General features: G+C 67.9%; 19 protein-coding genes and 2 riboswitches. Of the genes, 6 read left to right on the top strand and 13 right to left on the bottom strand.

Annotated elements, in window-relative coordinates; genetic code table 11:
- Positions 1-11: 11 nt before the first annotated feature.
- Positions 12-914, bottom strand: a complete 903-nt coding sequence (mmsB, locus tag AC1DHY_RS13835; protein ID WP_476878468.1) for a 3-hydroxyisobutyrate dehydrogenase — start codon at positions 912-914, stop codon at positions 12-14.
- A gap of 147 nt (positions 915-1061) precedes the next feature.
- Here mmsB and AC1DHY_RS13830 point away from each other — a divergent pair, with 147 nt between their 5' ends.
- Complete coding sequence (locus AC1DHY_RS13830; RefSeq protein ID WP_476878467.1) at positions 1062-2006, top strand: LysR family transcriptional regulator; 945 nt, start codon at positions 1062-1064, stop codon at positions 2004-2006.
- Between the two features lie 27 nt (positions 2007-2033).
- Here AC1DHY_RS13830 and AC1DHY_RS13825 read toward each other — a convergent pair whose 3' ends face one another.
- Together AC1DHY_RS13825 and AC1DHY_RS13820 are read right to left on the bottom strand one after the other, a co-directional pair.
- Positions 2034-3116: a DUF1648 domain-containing protein gene (locus tag AC1DHY_RS13825; RefSeq protein WP_476878466.1), complete on the bottom strand. Its 1083-nt coding sequence runs from the start codon at positions 3114-3116 to the stop codon at positions 2034-2036.
- A complete protein-coding gene (locus AC1DHY_RS13820) occupies positions 3113-3502 on the bottom strand; it encodes a GntR family transcriptional regulator (protein WP_476903773.1) in 390 nt (129 codons plus the stop codon). The genes AC1DHY_RS13825 and AC1DHY_RS13820 overlap by 4 nt, the downstream gene beginning before the upstream one ends.
- Before the next feature lie 123 nt (positions 3503-3625).
- Here AC1DHY_RS13820 and AC1DHY_RS13815 point away from each other — a divergent pair, with 123 nt between their 5' ends.
- On the top strand, positions 3626-3907 hold the full coding sequence (locus tag AC1DHY_RS13815) for a hypothetical protein (protein ID WP_476878464.1): 282 nt from the start codon (positions 3626-3628) through the stop codon (positions 3905-3907).
- Between the two features lie 10 nt (positions 3908-3917).
- On the top strand, positions 3918-5177 hold the full coding sequence (locus tag AC1DHY_RS13810) for a phophatidylserine decarboxylase associated domain-containing protein (RefSeq protein WP_476878463.1): 1260 nt from the start codon (positions 3918-3920) through the stop codon (positions 5175-5177).
- A gap of 85 nt (positions 5178-5262) precedes the next feature.
- On the opposite strand, the gene AC1DHY_RS13805 is transcribed toward AC1DHY_RS13810, so the two are convergent.
- From AC1DHY_RS13805 to AC1DHY_RS13795, 3 genes are all read right to left on the bottom strand, one after another.
- Entirely contained in the window at positions 5263-6645 is a 1383-nt protein-coding gene (locus AC1DHY_RS13805; RefSeq protein ID WP_476903772.1) for an MFS transporter, read from the bottom strand.
- 171 nt (positions 6646-6816) lie between these two features.
- Positions 6817-7989: a homoserine O-acetyltransferase MetX gene (metX, locus tag AC1DHY_RS13800; protein WP_476878461.1), complete on the bottom strand. Its 1173-nt coding sequence runs from the start codon at positions 7987-7989 to the stop codon at positions 6817-6819.
- An 11-nt stretch (positions 7990-8000) separates the two neighbouring features.
- Positions 8001-8116, bottom strand: a riboswitch (SAM riboswitch).
- Between the two features lie 83 nt (positions 8117-8199).
- Positions 8200-9516, bottom strand: a complete 1317-nt coding sequence (locus tag AC1DHY_RS13795) for a bifunctional o-acetylhomoserine/o-acetylserine sulfhydrylase (RefSeq protein ID WP_476878460.1) — start codon at positions 9514-9516, stop codon at positions 8200-8202.
- Between the two features lie 60 nt (positions 9517-9576).
- Positions 9577-9692: riboswitch (SAM riboswitch) on the bottom strand.
- Between the two features lie 151 nt (positions 9693-9843).
- Here AC1DHY_RS13795 and AC1DHY_RS13790 point away from each other — a divergent pair.
- Positions 9844-10482, top strand: a complete 639-nt coding sequence (locus tag AC1DHY_RS13790) for a VOC family protein (protein WP_476878459.1) — start codon at positions 9844-9846, stop codon at positions 10480-10482.
- A gap of 104 nt (positions 10483-10586) precedes the next feature.
- Here AC1DHY_RS13790 and AC1DHY_RS13785 read toward each other — a convergent pair whose 3' ends face one another.
- Together AC1DHY_RS13785 and AC1DHY_RS13780 are read right to left on the bottom strand one after the other, a co-directional pair.
- Entirely contained in the window at positions 10587-11600 is a 1014-nt protein-coding gene (locus AC1DHY_RS13785; protein WP_476878458.1) for an isopenicillin N synthase family dioxygenase, read from the bottom strand.
- Positions 11601-11750: 150 nt separating this feature from the next.
- Positions 11751-12536, bottom strand: coding sequence for a CPBP family intramembrane glutamic endopeptidase (locus tag AC1DHY_RS13780; RefSeq protein ID WP_476878457.1), 786 nt, complete (start codon positions 12534-12536; stop codon positions 11751-11753).
- 80 nt (positions 12537-12616) lie between these two features.
- Between AC1DHY_RS13780 and AC1DHY_RS13775 the strand changes: the two genes are divergently transcribed.
- Positions 12617-13273: a histidine phosphatase family protein gene (locus AC1DHY_RS13775; RefSeq protein ID WP_476878471.1), complete on the top strand. Its 657-nt coding sequence runs from the start codon at positions 12617-12619 to the stop codon at positions 13271-13273.
- On the opposite strand, the gene AC1DHY_RS13770 is transcribed toward AC1DHY_RS13775, so the two are convergent.
- The 5 genes from AC1DHY_RS13770 to tdh are packed head-to-tail and all read right to left on the bottom strand — an operon-like array spanning position 13209 to position 19404.
- Entirely contained in the window at positions 13209-14669 is a 1461-nt protein-coding gene (locus tag AC1DHY_RS13770) for a phenylacetate--CoA ligase family protein (RefSeq protein ID WP_476878456.1), read from the bottom strand. The genes AC1DHY_RS13775 and AC1DHY_RS13770 overlap by 65 nt on opposite strands.
- Before the next feature lie 25 nt (positions 14670-14694).
- A complete protein-coding gene (hutI, locus tag AC1DHY_RS13765; RefSeq protein WP_476878455.1) occupies positions 14695-15906 on the bottom strand; it encodes an imidazolonepropionase in 1212 nt (403 codons plus the stop codon).
- 11 nt (positions 15907-15917) lie between these two features.
- Positions 15918-17033, bottom strand: coding sequence for an NAD(P)/FAD-dependent oxidoreductase (locus AC1DHY_RS13760; protein ID WP_476903771.1), 1116 nt, complete (start codon positions 17031-17033; stop codon positions 15918-15920).
- A gap of 52 nt (positions 17034-17085) precedes the next feature.
- Positions 17086-18300, bottom strand: coding sequence for a glycine C-acetyltransferase (locus AC1DHY_RS13755; RefSeq protein ID WP_476878453.1), 1215 nt, complete (start codon positions 18298-18300; stop codon positions 17086-17088).
- A 57-nt stretch (positions 18301-18357) separates the two neighbouring features.
- Complete coding sequence (tdh, locus tag AC1DHY_RS13750; RefSeq protein ID WP_476878452.1) at positions 18358-19404, bottom strand: L-threonine 3-dehydrogenase; 1047 nt, start codon at positions 19402-19404, stop codon at positions 18358-18360.
- Positions 19405-19546: 142 nt separating this feature from the next.
- Here tdh and AC1DHY_RS13745 point away from each other — a divergent pair, with 142 nt between their 5' ends.
- Complete coding sequence (locus AC1DHY_RS13745; protein ID WP_476878451.1) at positions 19547-20452, top strand: LysR family transcriptional regulator; 906 nt, start codon at positions 19547-19549, stop codon at positions 20450-20452.
- The last annotated feature ends 10 nt before the right edge of the window (positions 20453-20462 follow it).

Raw genomic sequence — 20462 nt, 5'->3', positions numbered from 1 at the left:
GGTTCTTGGGGCTACTTGGCGGACTCGAACGAGCCGTCGACGAGCTTGACGATGGCGGAGCAGTCCGTGCCGGACTGGCCGGAGTCGATGAGCCGCTGGAAGAGCTGCTGGACGTGTTCGCCGATTTCCAGCGGGGTACCGGTGTCCTTGGCTGCGCTGATGGCCAATCCGATGTCCTTGTTGGCAAGCTCAGCCGTGAACGTCGGGGCGAAGTCGTTGTTGGAGGCCGCCGTGGGCACGACGCCGGCTACCGGGTACCAGGTGCGCAGCGCCCAGCTGTCGCCCGAGGAGACCGAGGCGATGTCCCAGAAGACCTGTTTGTCCAGGCCCAGCCGGTCCGCGAGCACAGCACCCTCGGCCGTGGAGGCGAGGTTGATGAACAGCATCAGGTTGTTGCAGATCTTGGCGGCCTGGCCGGTGGTGGCTCCGCCGGTGGGGATGATGTTGGCGGCCATCGGCCGGATGTATTCGGTGGCGTCGGCGACGGCGCCGGCCTCGCCGCCGATCATAAAGGTCAGGGTGGCGGCCTTCGCCCCGCTCATGCCGCCGGAGACGGGGGCGTCGACGAAGCGGAAGCCGGCTGCTGCGGCGGCGTCGTGCAGGGCCTGGGCGGACGCGATATCGATCGTCGAGGAGTCCACCAGCAGGGTCCGGGTGTCCGCGTGGGCGAGCACTCCGTCCTCGCCCAGGTACACGGCCCGGGCGTGCTCGCCCTTGGGCAGCATGGTGAAGACGACGTCGGCGCCCTGCACCGCCTCGGCGATGCTGCCGGCGGCCTTGACTCCCCCGGCCTCGGCGGCTGCCACGGCCTCGGGATTCAGGTCGAAACCGCGGACCTCGTTTCCGGCCTTTGCGAGGTTCACCGACATGAACCCGCCCATGTTTCCCAGTCCGATCCAGGCGACAACTGCCATGGCATAAGCTCCTTTGCTTTTGATGCGTCGTTTCATGCGTCGTGTGGTGGGCCGCGTGCAGGTGCGGCACCGCGTCCGCCGTAACGGTGGACGTTCTGTGTCAACCATCACACCCTGCTACAGTGCAAACAAGGGGAAAAAGTGAAGATGGCATGTGCATTGATGCACATCGACGAAAGGCGCCAGGTGGACTTGAAGCGGCTCCCGAGCCCGGATGACCTGTTGATCCTGCTGACTGTGGCCCGGCTGGGCCGGTTCAATGCCGTGGCGGAGACCCTTGGCACCACACACACCACCATTTCCCGCAGGATCCTCGCCCTGGACAAACAACTGGGCGGCCGGACCCTGGAGCGCAGCCCGCACGGCTGGGAGCTGACAGAACTGGGGTCGCAGGCGGTGGCTGCGGCCGAAGCCATCGAGGGGACGCTCGGGGCGCTGTCTGGCCGGATTGCCCGGACCGGGGACACGCTGTCCGGCCTGGTCAGGATCAGCACGCCGGACGGCTTCGGCGCCGAGTTCGTCACCCCCGCCCTGGTCCGGCTGCAGCAAGAGCATCCGCTACTGAACGTGGAGATGCTCAGCGCCACCCGGAAAGTCAGCCAGAACCGGTCCGGGGTGGACCTGGAAGTGGTGGTGGGCAACCTGGACGTCAGCAACGCTCAGACAATTTTCCTGGGCAACTATTTCCTCCGGCTCTACGCGAGCCCGCAGTACGAGCATGAGCACGGGCTGCCGGCGACCCTTGACGACGTCCGGCAGCACGGCTTCGTCTCCTATGTCGAGTCCGCCTTGCAGGTCGCCGAGCTGGGCCACCGGTCCACGCAGCTGCCGATGCCACGCTCGAGCTTCCAGGCCACCAGCATCTTCGCCCAGATAGAGGCCGTGCGGCGTGCTGCCGGGATTGGGCTGCTGCCCAATTTCCTCGTCGTGGGCAAACCCGGGTTCGTGCCGGTCCTGCCCGACGACTTCCAGCGGCAGCTGCCAATCTGGGCGGTGGCGCGGGCCGAGTCGCTGCGCTCCGCGGCGGTCCAGGCGGTGCTGGCAGCCGTCCGGGCCGAGATCGCGGAGCGCCAGGACGTACTGACGGGTTGAAACAGGGTCGATGGAAGTCCGCGGCTGTCAGCTGCCGAGACGCAGGACGACCACCAGGCTGATCAGCCCCACAACCCCGGCCAGCAGCATCGCCGCCCGGGGATTGCCAAAGTTCAGGGTCCATCCCAGGCCGAACCGGCGCGGGACCAGCAGTTTCTGGTCGTCACGGTTGATGTAGAACAATCCACCGCGCCAGTACCGGTCGTCGTCGACGTGGGTCAGGCCGGTGCTTTCCCCGCCTCCGCCCCGCTCCCGGTTATTCCTGGCCAACACCACGATGGTGGCGGCAACGGCGGCCAGGATCGGCACGGCCACCACCAGCGGCGCCCAGGGTGTGACGGTCCCGGTCCACATCAGCAGCGATGATCCCAGCAGCGCGAGGTCGATCATCGCCACCAGCCCGAGCAGCGACTTGGCGCCCAGCGACATGTAACGCCGGGACCAGCGCGCGGAGCCTTGAGGCTGCGCCGGATCGAGGTCCGGCCGGCTGTGCACGATGGCCGCCGCCATTCCCCCGAGCAGCGCAGTCAGGCCGGCCTGCACAAACACGAGGGAGAACGCTGCGCCGACCGACTTGACCACCACCCGGTTGGGCGCACCGTTGGGGCCGTAGTGCACCGCGAGCACCTCCGGCATCGACGGATAGCTGGCCACCCCGATGACCACCGTAGCGACGGTGATGATCGCCGCGGGGGCCAGCCAGAGCCAGGGGAACCGGGGCGGATCGGTCAGCAACCCGGTGTCCACCGCGATGCCTTGATGCAGGCCCTGGTACCAGCCGCCGGCAGCCTTCGCGGCCCGGATCTGCTGGTTGGCCAGGAAGAAGCACCCGTACCAGGCCCCGACGAGCACCAGCACAGACAAGGGCAGCAGTAACGCGTCACCGCTCGCGGTATAGATGCCGACGCCGGCTCCGGCGACGACCAGCCCGCTGATGAGTACCCGCCACCGGTAAAGGCGGGCCTGCCGGGTTACTATCCGATCCCCCGAATGTTGGGCCGGCACACGCACCCCGAACGGCACGATCGGGCTCGTAACCGAGGGCAGCACCAGGGCCAGGAGGAGCACCAGCCCAAGCAACACTAGGCTCAGAATTATGGCGGCACTCATGGCTTGTCCTCTCGCGGTGTTGCAAATGACCCGAGCACGGACCGGCAGGCCTGGAGGACCTCGTCGGCCGGTAAACCTCTCGCTACGGCCTCGGCCAAAAGGGTGCGGGCCCTCGCCGTCCACTCTGCGGGGAAGGGTGGGGCCGCAACCGCCGTTGTCACCACGGCGCCCGTCTTGCGGTTCAGGCGGATCAAACCCTCCTGGCGCAGGAGGTCGTAGGCCTTGTTCACAGTGTGAAAGTTGATCCCGAAATCCGCGGCGAGCGTCCGGGTGGCCGGCAACGAACTGCCCTCGGTCAACACTCCATCGGCGATCGCTTCCACGATCTGGTTCCGCAACTGCTGGTAGATCGGCACGTCGCCGGACAGGTCCACGTTGAGGATCATGCACGCCACCTCCCGCCTTGTTATACACGTTATAGAACAAAGAGCGGGTGGTGGCAATACCGGCCCGGCTCCGGGCCATCGGAGCTCTGTTCCGACTGCCCGACAGGGCCGGAGAGCGCTAGATTGTGGACATGGGACAAAATTCCGCACAGCCCCACGGTGTGCTCGCTGATCGACTCCTCGGGCTCGCGGAGTTCAAACACGGGCGCTGCGGCCACCGTGTACCTGCTCCGGTCCGTCAATCCGAAACTGTTCTTCAGCCCGCGTCCGCTCAGCGAAATGCGCCGCAAACCCCTGCTGCGGCGCTGGTACAGGGTCAATGCCCTCAGGCTCGCCGCCAGCGGCGTTGCCCTGGCCGCCGTCCATCAGGCACGAGTCATCCGAATCACCAGCCGGCCCGAGTAGGCTCGCCCCTATGACTATCAACTCTTCTTCCAACAGTGTCCGGCGGCCGGGCGGCTGGTTGCCCGAGCATCAGGACGAACTCGAGGACTGGATCGCGGGCCACCGGGAAAGAGTGGAGGCGAGGGGGGACGATATTCCCCTGCACCCCGTAATCGTCGAGTTCCAAGAGCTCATAGCCAGCGATCCGGTTGTCCGTCTCTACATGACCGAGATGATCGAGCAGGTTCCAAAGTCCAAGCCCTACAGGAAACGGCACCTCACGAGCGTTGACCAGATGCTCCGGCTGATCAATGAGGTCCTGACGATGGCTCCCGAGTTCAGCGAAGGCGGGATGGTCACCACTCCGTTGACCGCAATCCTGGACTGGACCATGGGAACCGAGGCCGGATTCGCGGCCCACCGCGATCCCCGGATCGTGGCCATGTTCCGCAAAGTCCTGGACGCCTGGTGTGAGTTCCTGACCAGCGAGGACTCGCTGTACGTGTTGAATACCTCACCGTCCGGGTGGATGTCGGAGAAGGCACGGCAGGTTGTCGGTATGGACGACTACCAGCACGACGCCCTCGCCGAGCACTGGGGCTTCACGTCGTGGAACGACTTCTTTGCGCGCCGTCTCACTGCAACCTCCCGGCCGGTCGCGGCACCGGAGGACGACAAGGTGATTGTCAGCGCATGCGAGTCGACGCCCTACAAGATCAGCTCCGATGTCCAGCGCCAGAGCCGGTTCTGGGTTAAGAACCAGCCCTACTCACTCGATGACCTGCTCGCCCGGGACGAATCTGTGGACCAGTTTGTCGGCGGGACGGTGTACCAGGCGTTCCTTAGCGCGCTGAACTATCACCGCTGGCACTCCCCCGTCGCTGGAACGATTGTGCGGGCGTACCTCAAGGACGGCACGTACTTCTCCGAAGCGGAATCCGAGGGGGCGGACGCCGTCGACCCGACCGTTTCGCAGTCCTACCTGGCCCACGTCGCAGCCCGGGCGATCATCCTGATCCAGGCGGACGACCCCGTTATTGGGCTCATGGCGGTGATTCCCGTGGGCATGATTGAGGTCTCGTCCTGCGTCATCGATCCGGAGATCGTCCCGGGCCACCATGTGGAGAAGGGCGACGAGCTCGGGTACTTCCAGTTCGGCGGTTCCACGGAGTGCCTCGTTTTCCGGCCCGGGGTCATCGACCAGTTTGCCCTGGCCGCTATCCCCCAGCCGCAGGATCCGAAAGCACCCCTGGTACGGGTCCGCTCGAAGCTTGCAACCGCCAGGTCCTAAGGGCAACACGACGGCAGCCCCCGATGCCCGCGCTGCGGGGTCGGGGGCTGCTGTCTTTTTGTTAGTGCGGTCAGTAGCTTTCCGGCTACCGCTTGCCTGCAGCGAGCAGGTCGGCCGTGCCCTGGGCGTCAGCGGCGTCGACGTCGTGCAGGGAGATGCCGCGGGTTTCCTTCAGGAAGAAGACCGCGACGGCGGTGACGGCGCAGGCGATGAGCAGGTAGATGGCCACCGGGACGGAGGACTTGTACTGGCTCAGGAGTGCGACGGCGATGATCGGAGCCAGCGAACCGGCCACGATCGAGGTCACCTGGTAGCCGAGCGAGACGCCGGAGTAGCGCATGCGCGTCGGGAACATCTCGGCCATGATGGCGGGCTGCCCGGCGTACATCAGGGCGTGGAAGAGCAGGCCGATGATGACGGCGGCGAGGATCATGAAGTCATTGCCGGTGTCCATCATCGGGAAGGAGAAGAAGCCCCAGGTCGCGCCCAGGACGGCGCCGGCCATGTAGACCGGCTTGCGGCCGAAGCGGTCGGAGAGCCGGCCCACCACAGGAACCACGGCGAAGTGGATGGCGTGCGCCACCAGCAGCAGCAGCAGGATCCGTGCCGTGTCGGCGTGGACCACGGTCTTCAGGTACGTGATGGAGAAGGTGACCACCAGGTAGTAGAGAATGTTTTCCGCGAAGCGCAGGCCCATGGCGGTGAACACGCCGCGGGGGTAGCGGCGGAAGACTTCGGCGACGCCGTAGCCCTTGTTTTCCGCGAGGACTTCCTTGCGTGCCTCGACGAAGATCGGGGCGTCCTGGACCTTGGTGCGGATGTAGTAGCCGATGACGACGATCACGGCGGAGAGCCAGAAGGCGACGCGCCAGCCCCAGCCCAGGAAGTCGGCGGAGGAGAGCGTGGAGGACAGGATGAACAGCACGGCGGTGGCCAGCAGGTTGCCCATGGGAACGGCCGACTGCGGCCAGCTGGCCCAGAAGCCGCGGGACTTGCTCGGGCTGTGCTCGGCCACGAGGAGGACGGCGCCGCCCCATTCGCCGCCGACGGCGAAGCCCTGGGCGAAGCGCAGGAAGACCAGGAGGGCCGGTGCCCAGTAGCCGATCTGCGCGAAGCTGGGCAGGCAGCCCATGAGGAAGGTCGAGACGCCGACCAGGACGATGCTCAGCTGCAGCAGCTGCTTGCGGCCGAACTTGTCACCGAAGTGGCCAAAGACGATGCCACCGATGGGGCGGGCCACGAAGCCCACCGCGTAGGTCAGGAAGGCGGCGAGAATGCCGTCCAGATCCGACCCGGAGTTGGGGAAGAACATCTTGCCGAACACCAGGGTGGCGGCGGAGGCGTAGAGGAAGAACTCATACCACTCCACCACCGTCCCTGCCATTGAGGCGGTGACGACCTTCTTTAGCCCGGACGTCTTGACGTCCGGTTCCTCTGCGCGCCGTGCGGCGGCGTTTTCCGTACTCATGCGAACTCCTTCGGCGTCATCTTCGACACCCTGTGGACCATTAAGTTGACAACGCGTGTGTGAGTTGGGACACACGGCGTCATTCTCCACGAGTATGGTCCCGGAACGCGGCAGGCTCAACAACTAATCGCGCAGAGGGCGTCTGCAAAAATGCACACGCTGAAGGGTGGGCTACGCGAAGAAGTCGCTCCGGAGCCGGTCCCCGAGCTGGCCGATCTCGGTCAGGAAGCCGTCGTGGCCGATCGGGGCCTCGATGACATGCAGCGGCACGTCCCCCGGCAGGGCCTCGGCGAGTTCCCGGGACTGGGCCGGGAAGTACAGCCGGTCCGAGTCCACGGCGGCCACGAAGAAGGCTGCCGTGGCGCGGGAAACGGCCTGCTCCAGGCTTCCCCGGCCGCGGGTGACGTCGTGGCTCATCAGCGCCTCCGTGATGGCGATATAGCTGTTGGCGTCGAAGCGGCGCACCAGCTTGTTGCCCTGGTGGTCCAGGTAGCTCTCAACCTGGTAGCGGCCGCGGCCAGCCAGCGACCCTGCGCCGAGCGGGGCCTCGGCGGCCTGGGCGTTCCGCCCGAAGCGCCCGTCGAGCTCGGCCGCGGAGCGGTAGGTGATGTGCGCGATCCGCCGGGCCAGCGCCAGGCCGGCGTCGGGCTCCGGACCGCCGTAGTAGTCCCCGCCCTTGAAGTTGGGGTCCTGCCGGATGGCCAGGGTCTGGGCCTGAGCGAAAGCGATCTGCTCGGCGGTGCTGCTGGCACCGACGGAAATCACGGCGCACCGACGCACCCGTTCCGGGTAGCTGACCGCCCATTCGAGTGCCCTGGCACCGCCGAGCGAACCGCCCAGCACGGCGTACCAGCTGTCGATCCCGAGAGCGTCGGCGAGCCGGGCCTCGGCCGCTGTGCTGTCCCGGAGGGTGACCAGCGGAAACCGCGAGCCCCAGGGCCGCCCGTCCGGCGCGGCGGTGGAGGGCCCGGTGGAGCCGTAGCAGCCGCCGAGGATGTTGATGGAGACGACGAAGTACTTGTCCGTGTCCACCGGCGCCCCGGGGCCGGCCAGCTGCTCCCACCACCCCGGTTCGGCCCCGGCGCCGCGGGTGACATGGGTGTCGCCGGTGAGGGCGTGCTGGATCAGCACCGCATTGGATGCGTCCGCATTGAGCGTCCCCCACGATTCGTAGGCGAGGGTGACGTCGGGAAGGGTGGCCCCGGATTCAAGGACCAGCGACCCCACCTGCACGAGCTGCACAGTGCCATCCGGGACAGTGCCATCCGGGTCAGCGCCGGCCGGTACAGCGCTGGCGGAGGATTGGTTTTCGGGTACACTCGTGCGGGTGACGGCAATCGTCATGTGAGGACCTAACTTCGCGCTTGCCCGCCGTCAGCTGACCGGCAGGCCAGGTCTTCACCCGGGGCACCCCGCCGCAGAAGGAGGGTTGCCGGCCAGCAAGCCGGGGCTGTCACTGGCACTCATGACCTGCCTTGATTCTACGAAAGCCGGCGGCGCCAGCGCGAAGATTGTGACGGCTGTGTGACAGCCAGACCCCGGCGCCGCCGCCCCTCAGGCGTCCTTCGCGGCCCGGAAACCGGCGTCGAGGTCGGCGAGGATGTCGTCGATGTGCTCGAGGCCCACCGAGAGCCGGACCAGCCCGGGATTGACGCCGGCCACCGCCTGCTGCTCCGGCGAGAGCTGGCTGTGGGTGGTCGACGCCGGGTGGATGACCAGGGAACGCACGTCACCGATGTTCGCCACGTGGGAGTGCAGTTCCAGGGCATCGACGAACCGCTTGCCGGCCTCCGCTCCCCCGGCGAGGTTGAAGGCGACGACGGCGCCGGTTCCCTTCGGCCCGTACTTGCGGCCGCGCTCGAACCAGGGGCTGGACGGCAGCCCGGCGTAGGCGACGGATTCGACGTCGTCCCTGGCCTCCAGCCATTCGGCCACGCGGGTGGCGTTGGCGACATGCCGCTCCACGCGCAGGCTCAGGGTTTCGATGCCCTGGGCGATCAGGAAGGCGTTGAACGGCGAGACGGCGGAGCCGAGATCGCGCAGCAGCTGGACGCGGGCCTTGAGGATATAGGACAGGTTCGCGCCCAGTGCCCCGTCCGCCCCCAGGTCCCGGGCGTAGACGAGGCCGTTGTAAGTGGGATCCGGGGTGTTGAAGCCCGGATAGCGGTCCGGGTCCTTGCCGAAGTCGAAGTTGCCGGAGTCGACGATCACGCCAGCGATCGCCGCACCGTGACCGCCGAGGTACTTGGTGGCCGAGTGGACCACAATGTCGGCACCCCATTCGATCGGACGGATCAGGTACGGCGTGGAAAGCGTGTTGTCCACGATCAGCGGGACGCCGGCCTGGTGGGCCACGTCCGCGATACCCTCGATGTCCAGCACGTCCTGGCGGGGGTTGGAGACCACCTCGCCGAAGAACAGTTTGGTATTCGGCCGCACGGCGTCCCGCCACTGGTCCAGATTGTCGGGGTCCTCGACGAAGGTTACTTCGATGCCGAACTTCTTCAGCGAGTGGGCCAGCAGGTTGTAAGTTCCGCCGTACAGGCTGGGACTGGCCACCACGTGGTCGCCTGCCTCGGCGATGTTGAGGATCGCGAAGGTCTCGGCGGCCTGGCCGGAACTGAGCAGGAGCGCCCCAAGGCCGCCTTCCAGGCTGGCCACCCGCTGTTCGACGGCGTCCTGGGTGGGGTTCCCGATCCGGGTGTAGATGGGCGCGAGTTCGGCGAGCGCGAAGCGGTTGGCGGCGCTTTCGGCGCTGGGGAAGACGAACGACGTCGTCTGGTAGATAGGCAGTGACCGGGCGCCGGTGGCAGCGTCCGGCTCCTGGCCGGCGTGGATCTGGCGGGTTTCAAAGGACCAGGCGTTGGACATCGGAGTGCTCCTTGTTACGGGCGCAGCCCGACTCCGGCCTCGGGGCCGGGACGGCGCTGGCAGCCGCGCTTGCCCGCCGGCGGGCGCCGGTGGGCCAGGTCTTCACCCGGGGCACCCCGCCGCGTTTGGAGGGTTGCCGGCCAGCAAGCCGGGGCTTGATGCTGGCGCTCATGACCTGGATTCAGTCTAGGAAGCGGTCCCGGCGGCAGGATAGGTTTGTGACGAAAATGAAGAACGACGGCGTGCGCAGGGCTCGGAAAAGGACATCCCACCTGGGTTAGGACACCCTAAGCTGAGAGCTCCATCACAAAGTGCCAAGATGATGGCATGCGCATGGATCACGTCTCTTACGCCTGTGAACAGGATGGCCTGGCTGCCACCACCGAACGTATCGCTTCGGCCCTTGGGGTCGAGGCCGTCAAGGGCGGAGTCCACCCCCGGTTCGGGACCCGCAACATGATCATTCCGCTCGCCGGGCACAAGTACCTTGAGGTCGTGGAGGTCCTGGACCACCCGGCGTCGGACAAGGCACCCTTCGGCCAGGCCGTCCGGGCACGCTCGGCGGCCGGCGGGGGCTGGATGGGCTGGTGCGTCGAGGTCGACGACCTCGGCCCGTTCGAGGAACGCCTGGGCCGCGCGGCCGTCAACGGCAACCGCAAGTTCCCTGACGGACGGGAACTGGTCTGGAAGCAGATCGGCATCCTCGGCCTGATCGCCGACCCGCAGGTGCCCTACATGCTCAAGTGGGAAGGCGATCCCGCGCTGCACCCGTCCAACGCCTACGAGAGCAGCGTCAAGATGTCTGCGCTCACCATCGCGGGTTCGGCCGAGCGGGTCACCGAGTGGCTGGGTGAACCGGTGGGCAAGCCGCTGGAGGACGTGGACGTGAACTGGCTGGCCCCGCACGGGACGCCTGGGATCCTCTCCGTCACGTTCGAAACGGATTCCGGCGCCGTCACTATCTGACGGTTTCCCCTACACTTCGGCCGCCAGCAGCGGGTGCCAATGATGCCACCCACCGCCGGCGGCCGAATTCCTTTAAGCCGCTGGTCCCGTCTGCTGGTCCCGTCTCAGGCCTTCAGCAGGTCCGGGTGGTGCACTTCCACCACGTTGGGGTGTGCCCGCAGCCGGTAGCGGAGGGCGTTGTCACCATAGGTCTCCAGGATCGGACTGTTGGTGGGGTCCACGGACAGTCCGCGGGCCTGGGCCTGGAATTCCGGGCTGACGGCCAGCCGGGGCATGGTGGCGTCCAGGGCCGGGTTATAGAAGAACGGCAGGGAGATCCGGTCGGTGCCGCGCAGGGGCGAAATCACCCGGTGCAGCGTGGCCTTGAGGTACCCGTTGGTGGCCAGCTCGAGCATCTCGCCGATGTTGACGACGAACGTGCCGGGCACCTGGGGCGCGTCGATCCATCTGCCCTGGTATTCGACCTGCAGGCCGCCCTTCCCGGGCTCGACCAGGAGCAGGGTCAGGACCCCGCCGTCGCGGTGGGATCCCACACCCTGCTTGGGCTCCGGATCGGACTCCCCCGGGTACCGCACTATCTTCAGCAGCGGGAAGGCCCGCGCGGCAAATGCGGCGTCGAAGGTGTCCTCGGGCGCTCCGAGCGAGACGGCGAGGGCCCGGAGCAGGGAAAGCGAAATTTCACTCAGGCGATCGGTCCATTCGGTCACAACCTCCTGCATGTCGGGCAGTCCGTCGGGCCACAGGTTGGGCCCCTCCAGCCGCCAGTAGTCGGCGACGCCGGGCCCGGGCTCCACGGCGTCGCGCTCAACGCCGATGTCGATCTGCTCGCGCCAGTCGACGGCGCCGTCGGTGATCTCGCCGCCCACGCGGGTGTAGCCGCGGAACTGCGGGCTGTGGACGTTCTCGATGGCGAGCTTCTGGTCCTCGGGGAGGGCAAAGAAGCGCCGGGAGACGTCCAGCATGGCATCGGTGAGTTCCTGGGGGACGCCGTGGCCGGAGAGGTAGATGAAGCCGACCTCGCGCATGGCATCGCGCAAATCGTTCCGGAACCGTGCGGCCTCTTCGGGGCCCGCAGCCAGAAGCGAGAAATCCAAAATGGGCAATGATTCAAGCGACAAGATGACCTAGTCCTTTGCAGCGTATTTAGCAAGCCGAAGCCTGGAATAGCTCCAATGTTACGGACTGGGGCCCTGTCCTGATGAGTCCTGTGTCGAAATAAGACATTTTCCGCCCACAGGCCGGAACCCCGGCGGGGTGACCCTGCTGACTCAGCCCAGGCCGATGGCTTTCCCGAAGAGGCTGAACCCGACGAATGCGACGATGTCGAGCAGCGCGTGGGCGATCACGAGCGGCATTACCCGCCGTGTCCGCGTGTAGATGAGGGCGAATATGACGCCCATGACCGCGTTGCCAATGAAGGGGCCGAAGCCCTGGTACAGGTGGTAGCTGCCGCGGAGCATGGAGCTGGCGAAGATGGCCAGCGGCATACTCCAGCCGAACTTTCCGAACCGGTCCAGCAGGTACCCCACCACAATCACTTCCTCCACGATGCCGTGCCGGATCGCGGAGAGGATCAGGACCGGCACGGTCCACCAGTAGGAGTCGAGCGCGCTGGGGATGATCGCCGTCGTAATGCCCAAAGCCCGGCCGGCGGCGTAGAGCCCCAGCGACGGGACGCCGATGAGGGCGAAGAGCCCGATGCCGTGCAGCAGGTCCTTGCCCGGGCGGGCGAAATTGAAGCCCAGCTTCCGGAACGCCGACGTGCCGGTGCTCCCGGCCCCGGCGGCCGCGACCGTTGGCCGGAGCTCGGTCAGGAAATAGATCACCAGGGCAACCGGCACCAGGGCGAAGATGATGTCCAGGAGCTGATACGTGAGGTCGAAATATTCCCGGCTGCTCTGCGACCGGTTCAGCGTGGATGTGCCCTGGGCCAGCGGCGCCCGGGTCAGCTTGTCCAGCAGCTGCACCACCGAGTACACCGCCGACTGCCCCAGGGACAGGCCCAGGACAATCCAGACTTCGAGCCGCAGCCGGCGGCGGGAGGGAACCAACATGCTCCTATCTTGCCTGCCGTTGCCGGGAGTTGGCTGCACGCGCCTATGCTAGGCCTGTGAGTGCGCCCGGGAAAATCATCATGATCCGGCATGGCCAGTCTGCCGCCAACGCCGACACCTCGATCTATAACCGGGTGCCCGATTACCGGATCCCGCTGACCGAGCTCGGCGTGGAGCAGGCAGTGGCTGCGGGCGGGCAGCTGCGGCACCAGCTGGACGGGCAGAAGGTCTGCGTCTACGTCTCCCCCTACCTGCGGGCCTACCAGACCCTGGAGGCGCTGCGCCTCGGTTCCCTGGTGGAACGCGTGATCGAGGAGCCGCGGCTGCGGGAGCAGGACTGGGCCAACTTCCAGATCGCCGGCGACATCGAGGACCAGAAAGAGCTCCGCAACGCGTACGGGCACTTCTTCTACCGGTTCCGGGAGGGTGAATCCGGCTCGGACGTCTACGACCGGATCTCCTCGTTCATGGAGACGCTGTACCGGCACTGGTCCAAGCCCACGTACGCGCCGAACGCCCTGTTCGTCACCCACGGCCTGACCATGCGGCTGTTCTGCATGCGCTGGTTCCACTGGTCAGTGGAGTACTTCGAGTCCTTGAACAACCCGGACAACGCCGAGATCAGGACCCTGCTGCGCACCGGGGCGGGCAAGTACGAGCTCGACAAGCCGTTCAGCCAGTGGGAGGACCGCCGGGTGGATGAGACCGTGCTGGACGCTCCCCCGATGGTCTTTTAGGCACGACGGCGGTTTTCAGCCCGATGACCTGGTGGAACTTTCCGCTTGGCCCGTGCTGCTCCGGCGGCTCGTCCGCCTGGACCAGCGCCACGTCGGGCAGGCCCTGGCCAGCCAGGAACGCGGCAAGCTTCGCCGTGACATCCTGCCACACCGGCTCCGGCGCGGCACCCGGTTCGAGCAGCAGCCGCACCCGGAGGGACTCCGGACCGGTCTGCACCAGCTGGCAGCGGTGCACACCCGGGGCATCATCGATAGGGGTGGTGATGGCCAGCGGCAGGACGCTGACCGTGCGGCCGCCGGCATCCGCGAAGTGCAGGACGTCGTCGCGCCGGCCGGCCACCCGGATGGCGGGCAGCGGGTTGCCGCAGCTGCAGGGGCCGGGCCTGGCGACCACCGAGTCGCCGAGGTCGTAGCGGATCAGCGGCTGGACGCGGTTGGCGAGGTTGGTCAGCAGCACCGTGTGGGAGGCCTCCCCCGGCGGCGTGGGCCGGTAGTCTCTGTCCACCGGTTCCAGGATCACCCAGTCGCTGTTGACATGCAGCCAGCCGGCGGGACAGTCCAGCGCGATGGGGCTGAATTCGGAGGCGGCATAGACGTTGTGGACCCGGGCACCCAGCGACGCGGCCAGCCGCTCCGGCTCCCCGGCGGACTCCCCGCTGAACTCCACGAGGACCGGATTAATGCGCAGCCGGCCGGCGTCCTGTTCCGCGGCGAGCAGTTCCAGGGCACTGGGGTAGCCCACCAGGAGGGCGGGGTTGAAGTCGTTGAGGGACTGTACCAGTTGCTGCAGCGGCTGCTGCACCGGGAACAGGCGGAAGGCCCGGCGTCGGCCCCGGCTGCGGCGGCGTTCGGCCTCCAGCCAGACGGCGCCGGCGAAATGGCCGCCGGTACCCACTACGACGGCGGTGCGGACGCCGCGGCGCAGCACCCGGAGCAGCAGCGGGAGGAGGCCGCGACGGCCCGCGGTGCTCGCCAGCGCGCGGACGCCCTGCGCCCGGTAACACGCTACGGCCGCGGGGTCGTGCACAAACAGTCCCGGGTGTCCGGTGGTTCCCGAGCTGGTGCAGGCCAGGTACTGACCGCGGTAGAGGCTGCCCACCAGGGCCGGATCGGCGACGAAGGCTTCCAGGCCGGCCCGGGTGATGGCGGGGTCGGTCACCCAGTCGTCGAAGCGGGACATCAGCTGCTGCTTGGTGACCGGTGGCAGGTCACCAAGTGCGGCGTCCCCGGCCGGGAGGCCGCGGTACAGCTCCCGGTAGTACGGCGAGCACGTCCTGGCGTGCCGGACCAGGGCGTTGAGCCGGGTGTCGCGGCGCCGGGCCAGCGCTTGCGGTCCGCCGCGGGTGGCCCGCAGCAGATCGAGCATGATGCCCAGCTCCCTCGCGAACCCGGCCATGGGGTGCCTCCTGTGTGCTGGTGCGTCAGCGGGCGCGGACTCCGGCTCGCCAGACCGCGTGGGTGAGCGGCATGCCCGGCCGGTAGGCCAGGTGGGTGGCGGAGGGGGCGTTGAGCAGGTGCAGGTCTGCCCGGTGCCCGACCGCGAGGGAACCGACCGCACGCTGGCCGTCGGCGTCGTTTCCGGACTCCCGGCCCAGGGCCAGCGCCCCGCCGTAGGTGGCCGCCCGGACGGCCTCGTGCACGCTGAGCCGCATCTGCAACACGGCGGTGGTCACGCAAAATGCCATTGAGCTCGTGTATGACGTTCCGGGGTTGCAGTTGGAGGCGAGGGCCAGCTGGACCCCGGCGTCGAGCAGTTCCCGTCCGGGGGCCAGCGGCTGCCGGGTGGACAGGTCGCAGGCCGGCAGGCAGGTTGCGACGGTGCCGCGGCGGCCGGCGCCGGCAGCCGGGTCCCAGCCGGACCAGCTGCCGGCCAGGGCGTCGATGTCCGTTCCGGAGAGGTAGTTCACGTGGTCCACACTCGAGGCCCCGAACTCGACCGCCAGGCGCACCCCCGGGCCCTCGCCGAGCTGGTTGCCGTGTACCCGCAGGCCGAGCCCGGCTTCCCGGGCGGCTTGGAGGACCCGACGGGACTGCTCCTCGGTGAAGGCACCCTGCTCGCAAAAGACGTCGGCCCAGCGCACGTACGGCCGGACCGCGGCAAGCATGGGACCGCAGACCAGGTCCGTGTACTCGTCCGCGTCCATCCCGTCCGGGACCAGGTGCGCGCCCAGGTACGTCACCTCGTCCGCGACGGTCGAGGCGATCCGGGCGCTGCGGGCCTCGTTGTCCGCGTCCAGGCCATACCCGGTTTTGGTCTCGAGGTAGGTGGTGCCCTGGGCGACGGCTTCGGCGACGCGGCCCAGCGCCAGCCGGGTGAGGTCGAAGTCGCCGGTGCTCCGGGTGGCGCCGGTGGTGACGGCAATGCCGCCGGCGCTGTAGCTTTCCCCCGCCATCCGCGCCTCGAACTCCGCCGTCCGGTCGCCGGCGAACACCAGGTGGGTGTGCGAATCCACCCAGCCGGGCAGCAGGGCACGGCCACCGGCGTCGACGGCGTCGTCGGCCGCCGGGGCGTCGGCGGCGGCGCCGAGCCAGGCGATCCGTTCGCCGTCGATGACGAGGGCTGCGTCCGCCAGGACCCGGTGCTCCGCGTCCTGGGTCATCAGTTCGGCGATGTTGGTGATGAGGGTGCTCATGGGTCCATTCTTCAGGCCCGGATGGACATCCGCGTCGCGGCCAGCGCCGCGGCCGTCCGGGATGCCGGACTGTCGGCCGGAAGCGGCTGCGCCGAGCCCTGCCCGGCGAGGATCAGGGCAGCCGCCACCTCGGCGATGCCGGAGGAGGTCTGGAAACCGTAGCCGCCCTGGCCGGCGAGCCAGAAGAAGCCGGCGGCCTCGGCGTCGAACCCCACAACGGGCACGCCGTCCGAGGCCTCGGTCCGCAGCCCGGTCCAGGCCCGGCTCACTGCCCCGATCCCCATGGTGGTGAGGGCGTTGAGCCTGGCGATCAGGGCCTCGACGTCGCCGGGGTAGGGCCGGGCGTCCTCGGGGCCGCTGGGCACGGTTTCGGACGGGGAGATCAGCACCTGCCGCCGCCCGTCGGGCCGGAAGTAGAAGCTGCCCGCAGAGGCGACCATGGGGCATCCCGGCGGGAGGGGGTGTTCGACGTCGACAATGGCCGCGGTGCGGCGGTACGGCTGGAGTCCGAGCTTCTCGACGCCGCTGAGCACGGCGAGTTCATCCGCCCAGGCACCGGCGGCGTTGACGACGACGGCGGCCTCCAGGCCTTCCTGTCCGGCCCCAAGCTCCCAGCCGGTTCCCAACCGCTGGGCCGAGTGGACGCGTGCGCCGGTGATGATGTCCACGCCGCCCTCCACCGCGCGCTCCCGGTGGTCTTCCAGCAGCAGGGACGCGTTACAGGCGAAGGATCCAGAATCCAGTCCGGCCGCCTCGAAGGTGTCGGGCTTGAGGGCCGGGCAGATCTCGAGGGCCTCGTCATGGCTGATCCGGTGCATGAACCCGCTGGCCTGCTGCTGCACGGACGCCTCGTCACCGATCAGCATAAACCGGCGCGGGGAAAGCACCGGTTCGGGCCGGGTGCCTTCCTTGGTGCCCATGAGCTCCAGCGTGCGCATGGTGAGTTCCTGCACCACGGGCGGGCCGTAGCTGGGGATCAGCTGCCGGGCCGAGCGCGCCGAGGTGTGGTACCCCAGCGACTGCTCGGCCTCGACCAGGGCCACGGTGCACTGGCCGGCGAGGGCGGAGGCCAGGGACAGGCCGGCGATGCCGCCGCCCACGATCACAACATCGTATGTAGCTGACATGCCTCCATCCTTGCACCCGTCCGGAGGTCACGTCAGTACTTTTTTACCGGCCCTAGGAGGCCGCGGCCACCGTTTCGCGGCTGCGGACGAACGCCTGGACGCAGCGTTCGACGTCGTCGGTGCTGTGCGCGGCGGAAAGCTGCACGCGGATGCGGGCTGCTCCCTTGGGCACCACGGGGTAGCTGAAGGCAGTGACGAAGACGCCGTTGGCGAGCATCGCGTCGGCCACCTTGGCTGCCATAACGGCGTCGCCGAACATCACGGGGACGATCGCGTGCTCGCCGTCGAGCAGGTCGAAGCCTTCCTCGGCCATGCGGCGGCGGAAGAGTTCGGCGTTGGCGAACAGCTTGCCGCGCAGTTCTCCGGAGTTCTCCACGAGGTCCAGTGCCTTCAGGGTGGCGGCGACAATCGCCGGGGCCAGGGAGTTGGAGAACAGGTAGGGGCGGGCCTTCTGGCGGAGCATGGCGATGACTTCGGCGCGGCCGGAGACGTAGCCGCCGGAGGCACCGCCAAGGGCCTTGCCGAACGTGCCGGTGTAGATGTCCACGCGGTCCGACACACCGGCGTGTTCCGGGGTGCCTGCACCGGTGGGGCCCATAAAGCCAACAGCGTGGGAATCATCCACCATCACCAGGGCGTCGTACTTTTCGGCGAGGTCGCAGATCGCTTCGAGCGGGGCCAGGAAGCCGTCCATCGAGAAGACCCCGTCGGTGACGATGATCTTGCGTCGTGCGGGGTTCTCCTGCGTGGTGGCTTCGATCAGCCGGGCTTCCAGGTCCGCCATGTCCTGGTTGGCGTAGCGGAAGCGCTGGGCCTTGCACAGCCGGATGCCGTCGATGATGGAGGCGTGGTTCAGCGCGTCGGAGATGATGGCGTCCTCCGGGCCGAAGAGCGACTCGAAGACGCCGCCGTTGGCGTCGAAGCAGCTGGAGAAGAGGATGGTGTCCTCGGTACCCAGGAACGCCGACACCCGCTGTTCGAGGGCCAGGTGCAGGTCCTGGGTGCCGCAGATGAAGCGGACGCTGGCCATGCCGAAGCCACGCTCGTCCATGGCGTCCTTGGCGGCGGCGATGATCTCGGGGTGGTCCGCGAGGCCAAGGTAGTTGTTGGCGCAGAAGTTCAGCACGTCGGCGCTGCCCTGGCCGAGCTGGCCGGCTTTGATGTGGCTGGCCTGCGGCGAGTCGATGTGCCGTTCGGTCTTGAACAGGCCGGCGCCGCGGATCTCGTCGAGTTCGTGCCGCAGCTGGTCCTTGATGGCTGAATACATTGGTTGGGCTCCTCAGCAGGGGTGAAGTTTTTGTACGGTACCGGAAACGGACAGGACCTAGAAGCCGGTCCAGTCGAGGACGACTTTTCCGCCGACGCCGGCGCGGGCGATCTCGAAGCCCTTTTCCCAGTCGGCGGCGGGCAGGGTGTCCGTGACCACCGCGGAGATGTTGGCGTGCAGGACCGGGTTGGAGGAGAGCATGGCGCTCATGGCGTACCAGGTCTCGAACATCTCGCGGCCATAGATGCCCTTCATGGTCAGCATGTGGGTGACCACCTTGCCCCAGTCGATGTCGATGGACTGGCTGGGCAGCCCCAGCATCGCGATCCGGCCGCCGTGGTTCATGTTGTCGATCATCTCAGGCAGGGCCGTGGGGTGGCCGGACATTTCCATGCCGATGTCGAAGCCCTCGCGCATGCCCAGTTCGCGCTGGGCCTCCTTGACCCGCATCTTCGAGACGTCGATGGCGAGGTCGACGCCGAGCCGGCGGGCCAGCTCCAGGCGCGGGGCGGAGACGTCCGTAATGGCGATCTTCCGGGCCCCGGCGTGGCGGGCGACGGCGATTGCCATCAGGCCGATGGGGCCGGCGCCGGTGATGAGCACGTCCTCGCCCACCAGCGGGAAGCTCAGGGCGGTGTGGACGGCGTTGCCGAACGGGTCGAAGATCGCGCCCAGCTCGGGGGTCACGGAGGGGTCGTGGTGGACCCAGACGTTGGTCTCCGGGATGACGACGTACTCGGCAAACGCGCCGTCGCGCTGCACGCCGACGCTGACGGTGTTGATGCACATCTGCTTGCGGCCGGCGCGACAGTTACGGCAGATGCCGCAGACGATGTGGCCCTCGCCGGAGACCCGGTCGCCGACCTTGACGTCCATCACGTCCTCGCCGACCTCAACCACCTCGCCGTAGAACTCGTGGCCGGCGATCAGCGGCGCGTTGATGATGCCCTGCGCCCAGGCGTCCCAGGACTGGATGTGCAGGTCCGTGCCGCAGATGCCGGTGGTCATGACCCGGATCTTGACGTCACCGGCGCCGGTTTCCGGTTCCGGGCGGTCAACCAGTTCGAATCCCGCGTGGGCGCCGGACTTGTAGAGAGCCTTCATGGGCCTGCCTTACTGTGAATGGCCGGCCTGGGCGGCGGCGCGTGTGGGACAACTCACCTCATTAGACCCGCCCCAAAGCGTTAGCACAACCAGAATTTTCTCAATCGACGATTTAGTTTTACCTTGCGCATAGGATGGTGGGATGGAAATCCACCAGCTTGAAATGCTGCGCGAACTCGGCGCCCTGGGCAGCGTCAAAGCCGTCGCCGAGACCCTGCTGGTCACCCCGTCGGCGGTGTCGCAGCAGCTGGCCGCGCTGCAAAGGTCCGTTGAGGTCCCGCTGACCCGGAAGGAGGGCCGGAACCTCGTCCTGACCGAGGCCGGGCAGGTGCTCGCGGACGCCGGTGCGGCCGTGGTGAGCGCGATGGCTGATGCGCGGACGGCGATCGGCGCCTACCACGGCTCCCCGGTGGGGCCGGTCACGCTCAGCGGGTTCCACAGTGCCGGCCAGGCCCTGTTCGCGCCGCTGGCCAGGCTCCTGGCCGGTCCGGACCAGCCCAGGCTCCTGCTCTCCGACGAGGACGTCGCGCAGCAGGACTTCCCGGCCCTGACAGCACGTTATGACCTGGTCCTCGCGCACCGGATGGACCACAGCCCGCGCTGGCCGGAGGAACGGGTCGCGGTGATTCCGCTGGCTCACGAACCGCTGGACGTGGCCCTGCCCGCCGGGCACCGGCTGGCCCGGCAGCGGGCGGTGACCGCGGACGACGTCGTCGGCGAACCGTGGGTGACCAGCCACACCGGCTACTCCCCCGCGGACGTGCTCTCCGCGGTGGCCGCGGTTTCCAGCCGCGAGCTGAACATCGTGCACCGGATCAACGACTACTCCACGGTCGCGGCGCTGGTGGCCGCCGGCAGCGTGATCGGGTTGCTGCCGCGGCACACCGCCCGGCCGGTGCTGAACCCGGAGATTGTGCTCAAGCCGCTCGAGGGGATCAGCACCAGGCGCCGGATCGACATCCTGGCACGGCCGGAGAACCTTAAACGCGCATCGGTCATGATGGTCTGCGATGCACTGCAGACCATCATGACCGAGCTTGTTGCCTGACGTCCCGTTC

The sequence above is a fragment of the Arthrobacter sp. 05L44 genome, from assembly GCF_056397605.1.
The sequence above is the reverse complement of the archived record's forward strand: the minus strand, read 5'-3'. Positions and strand labels throughout refer to the sequence as shown.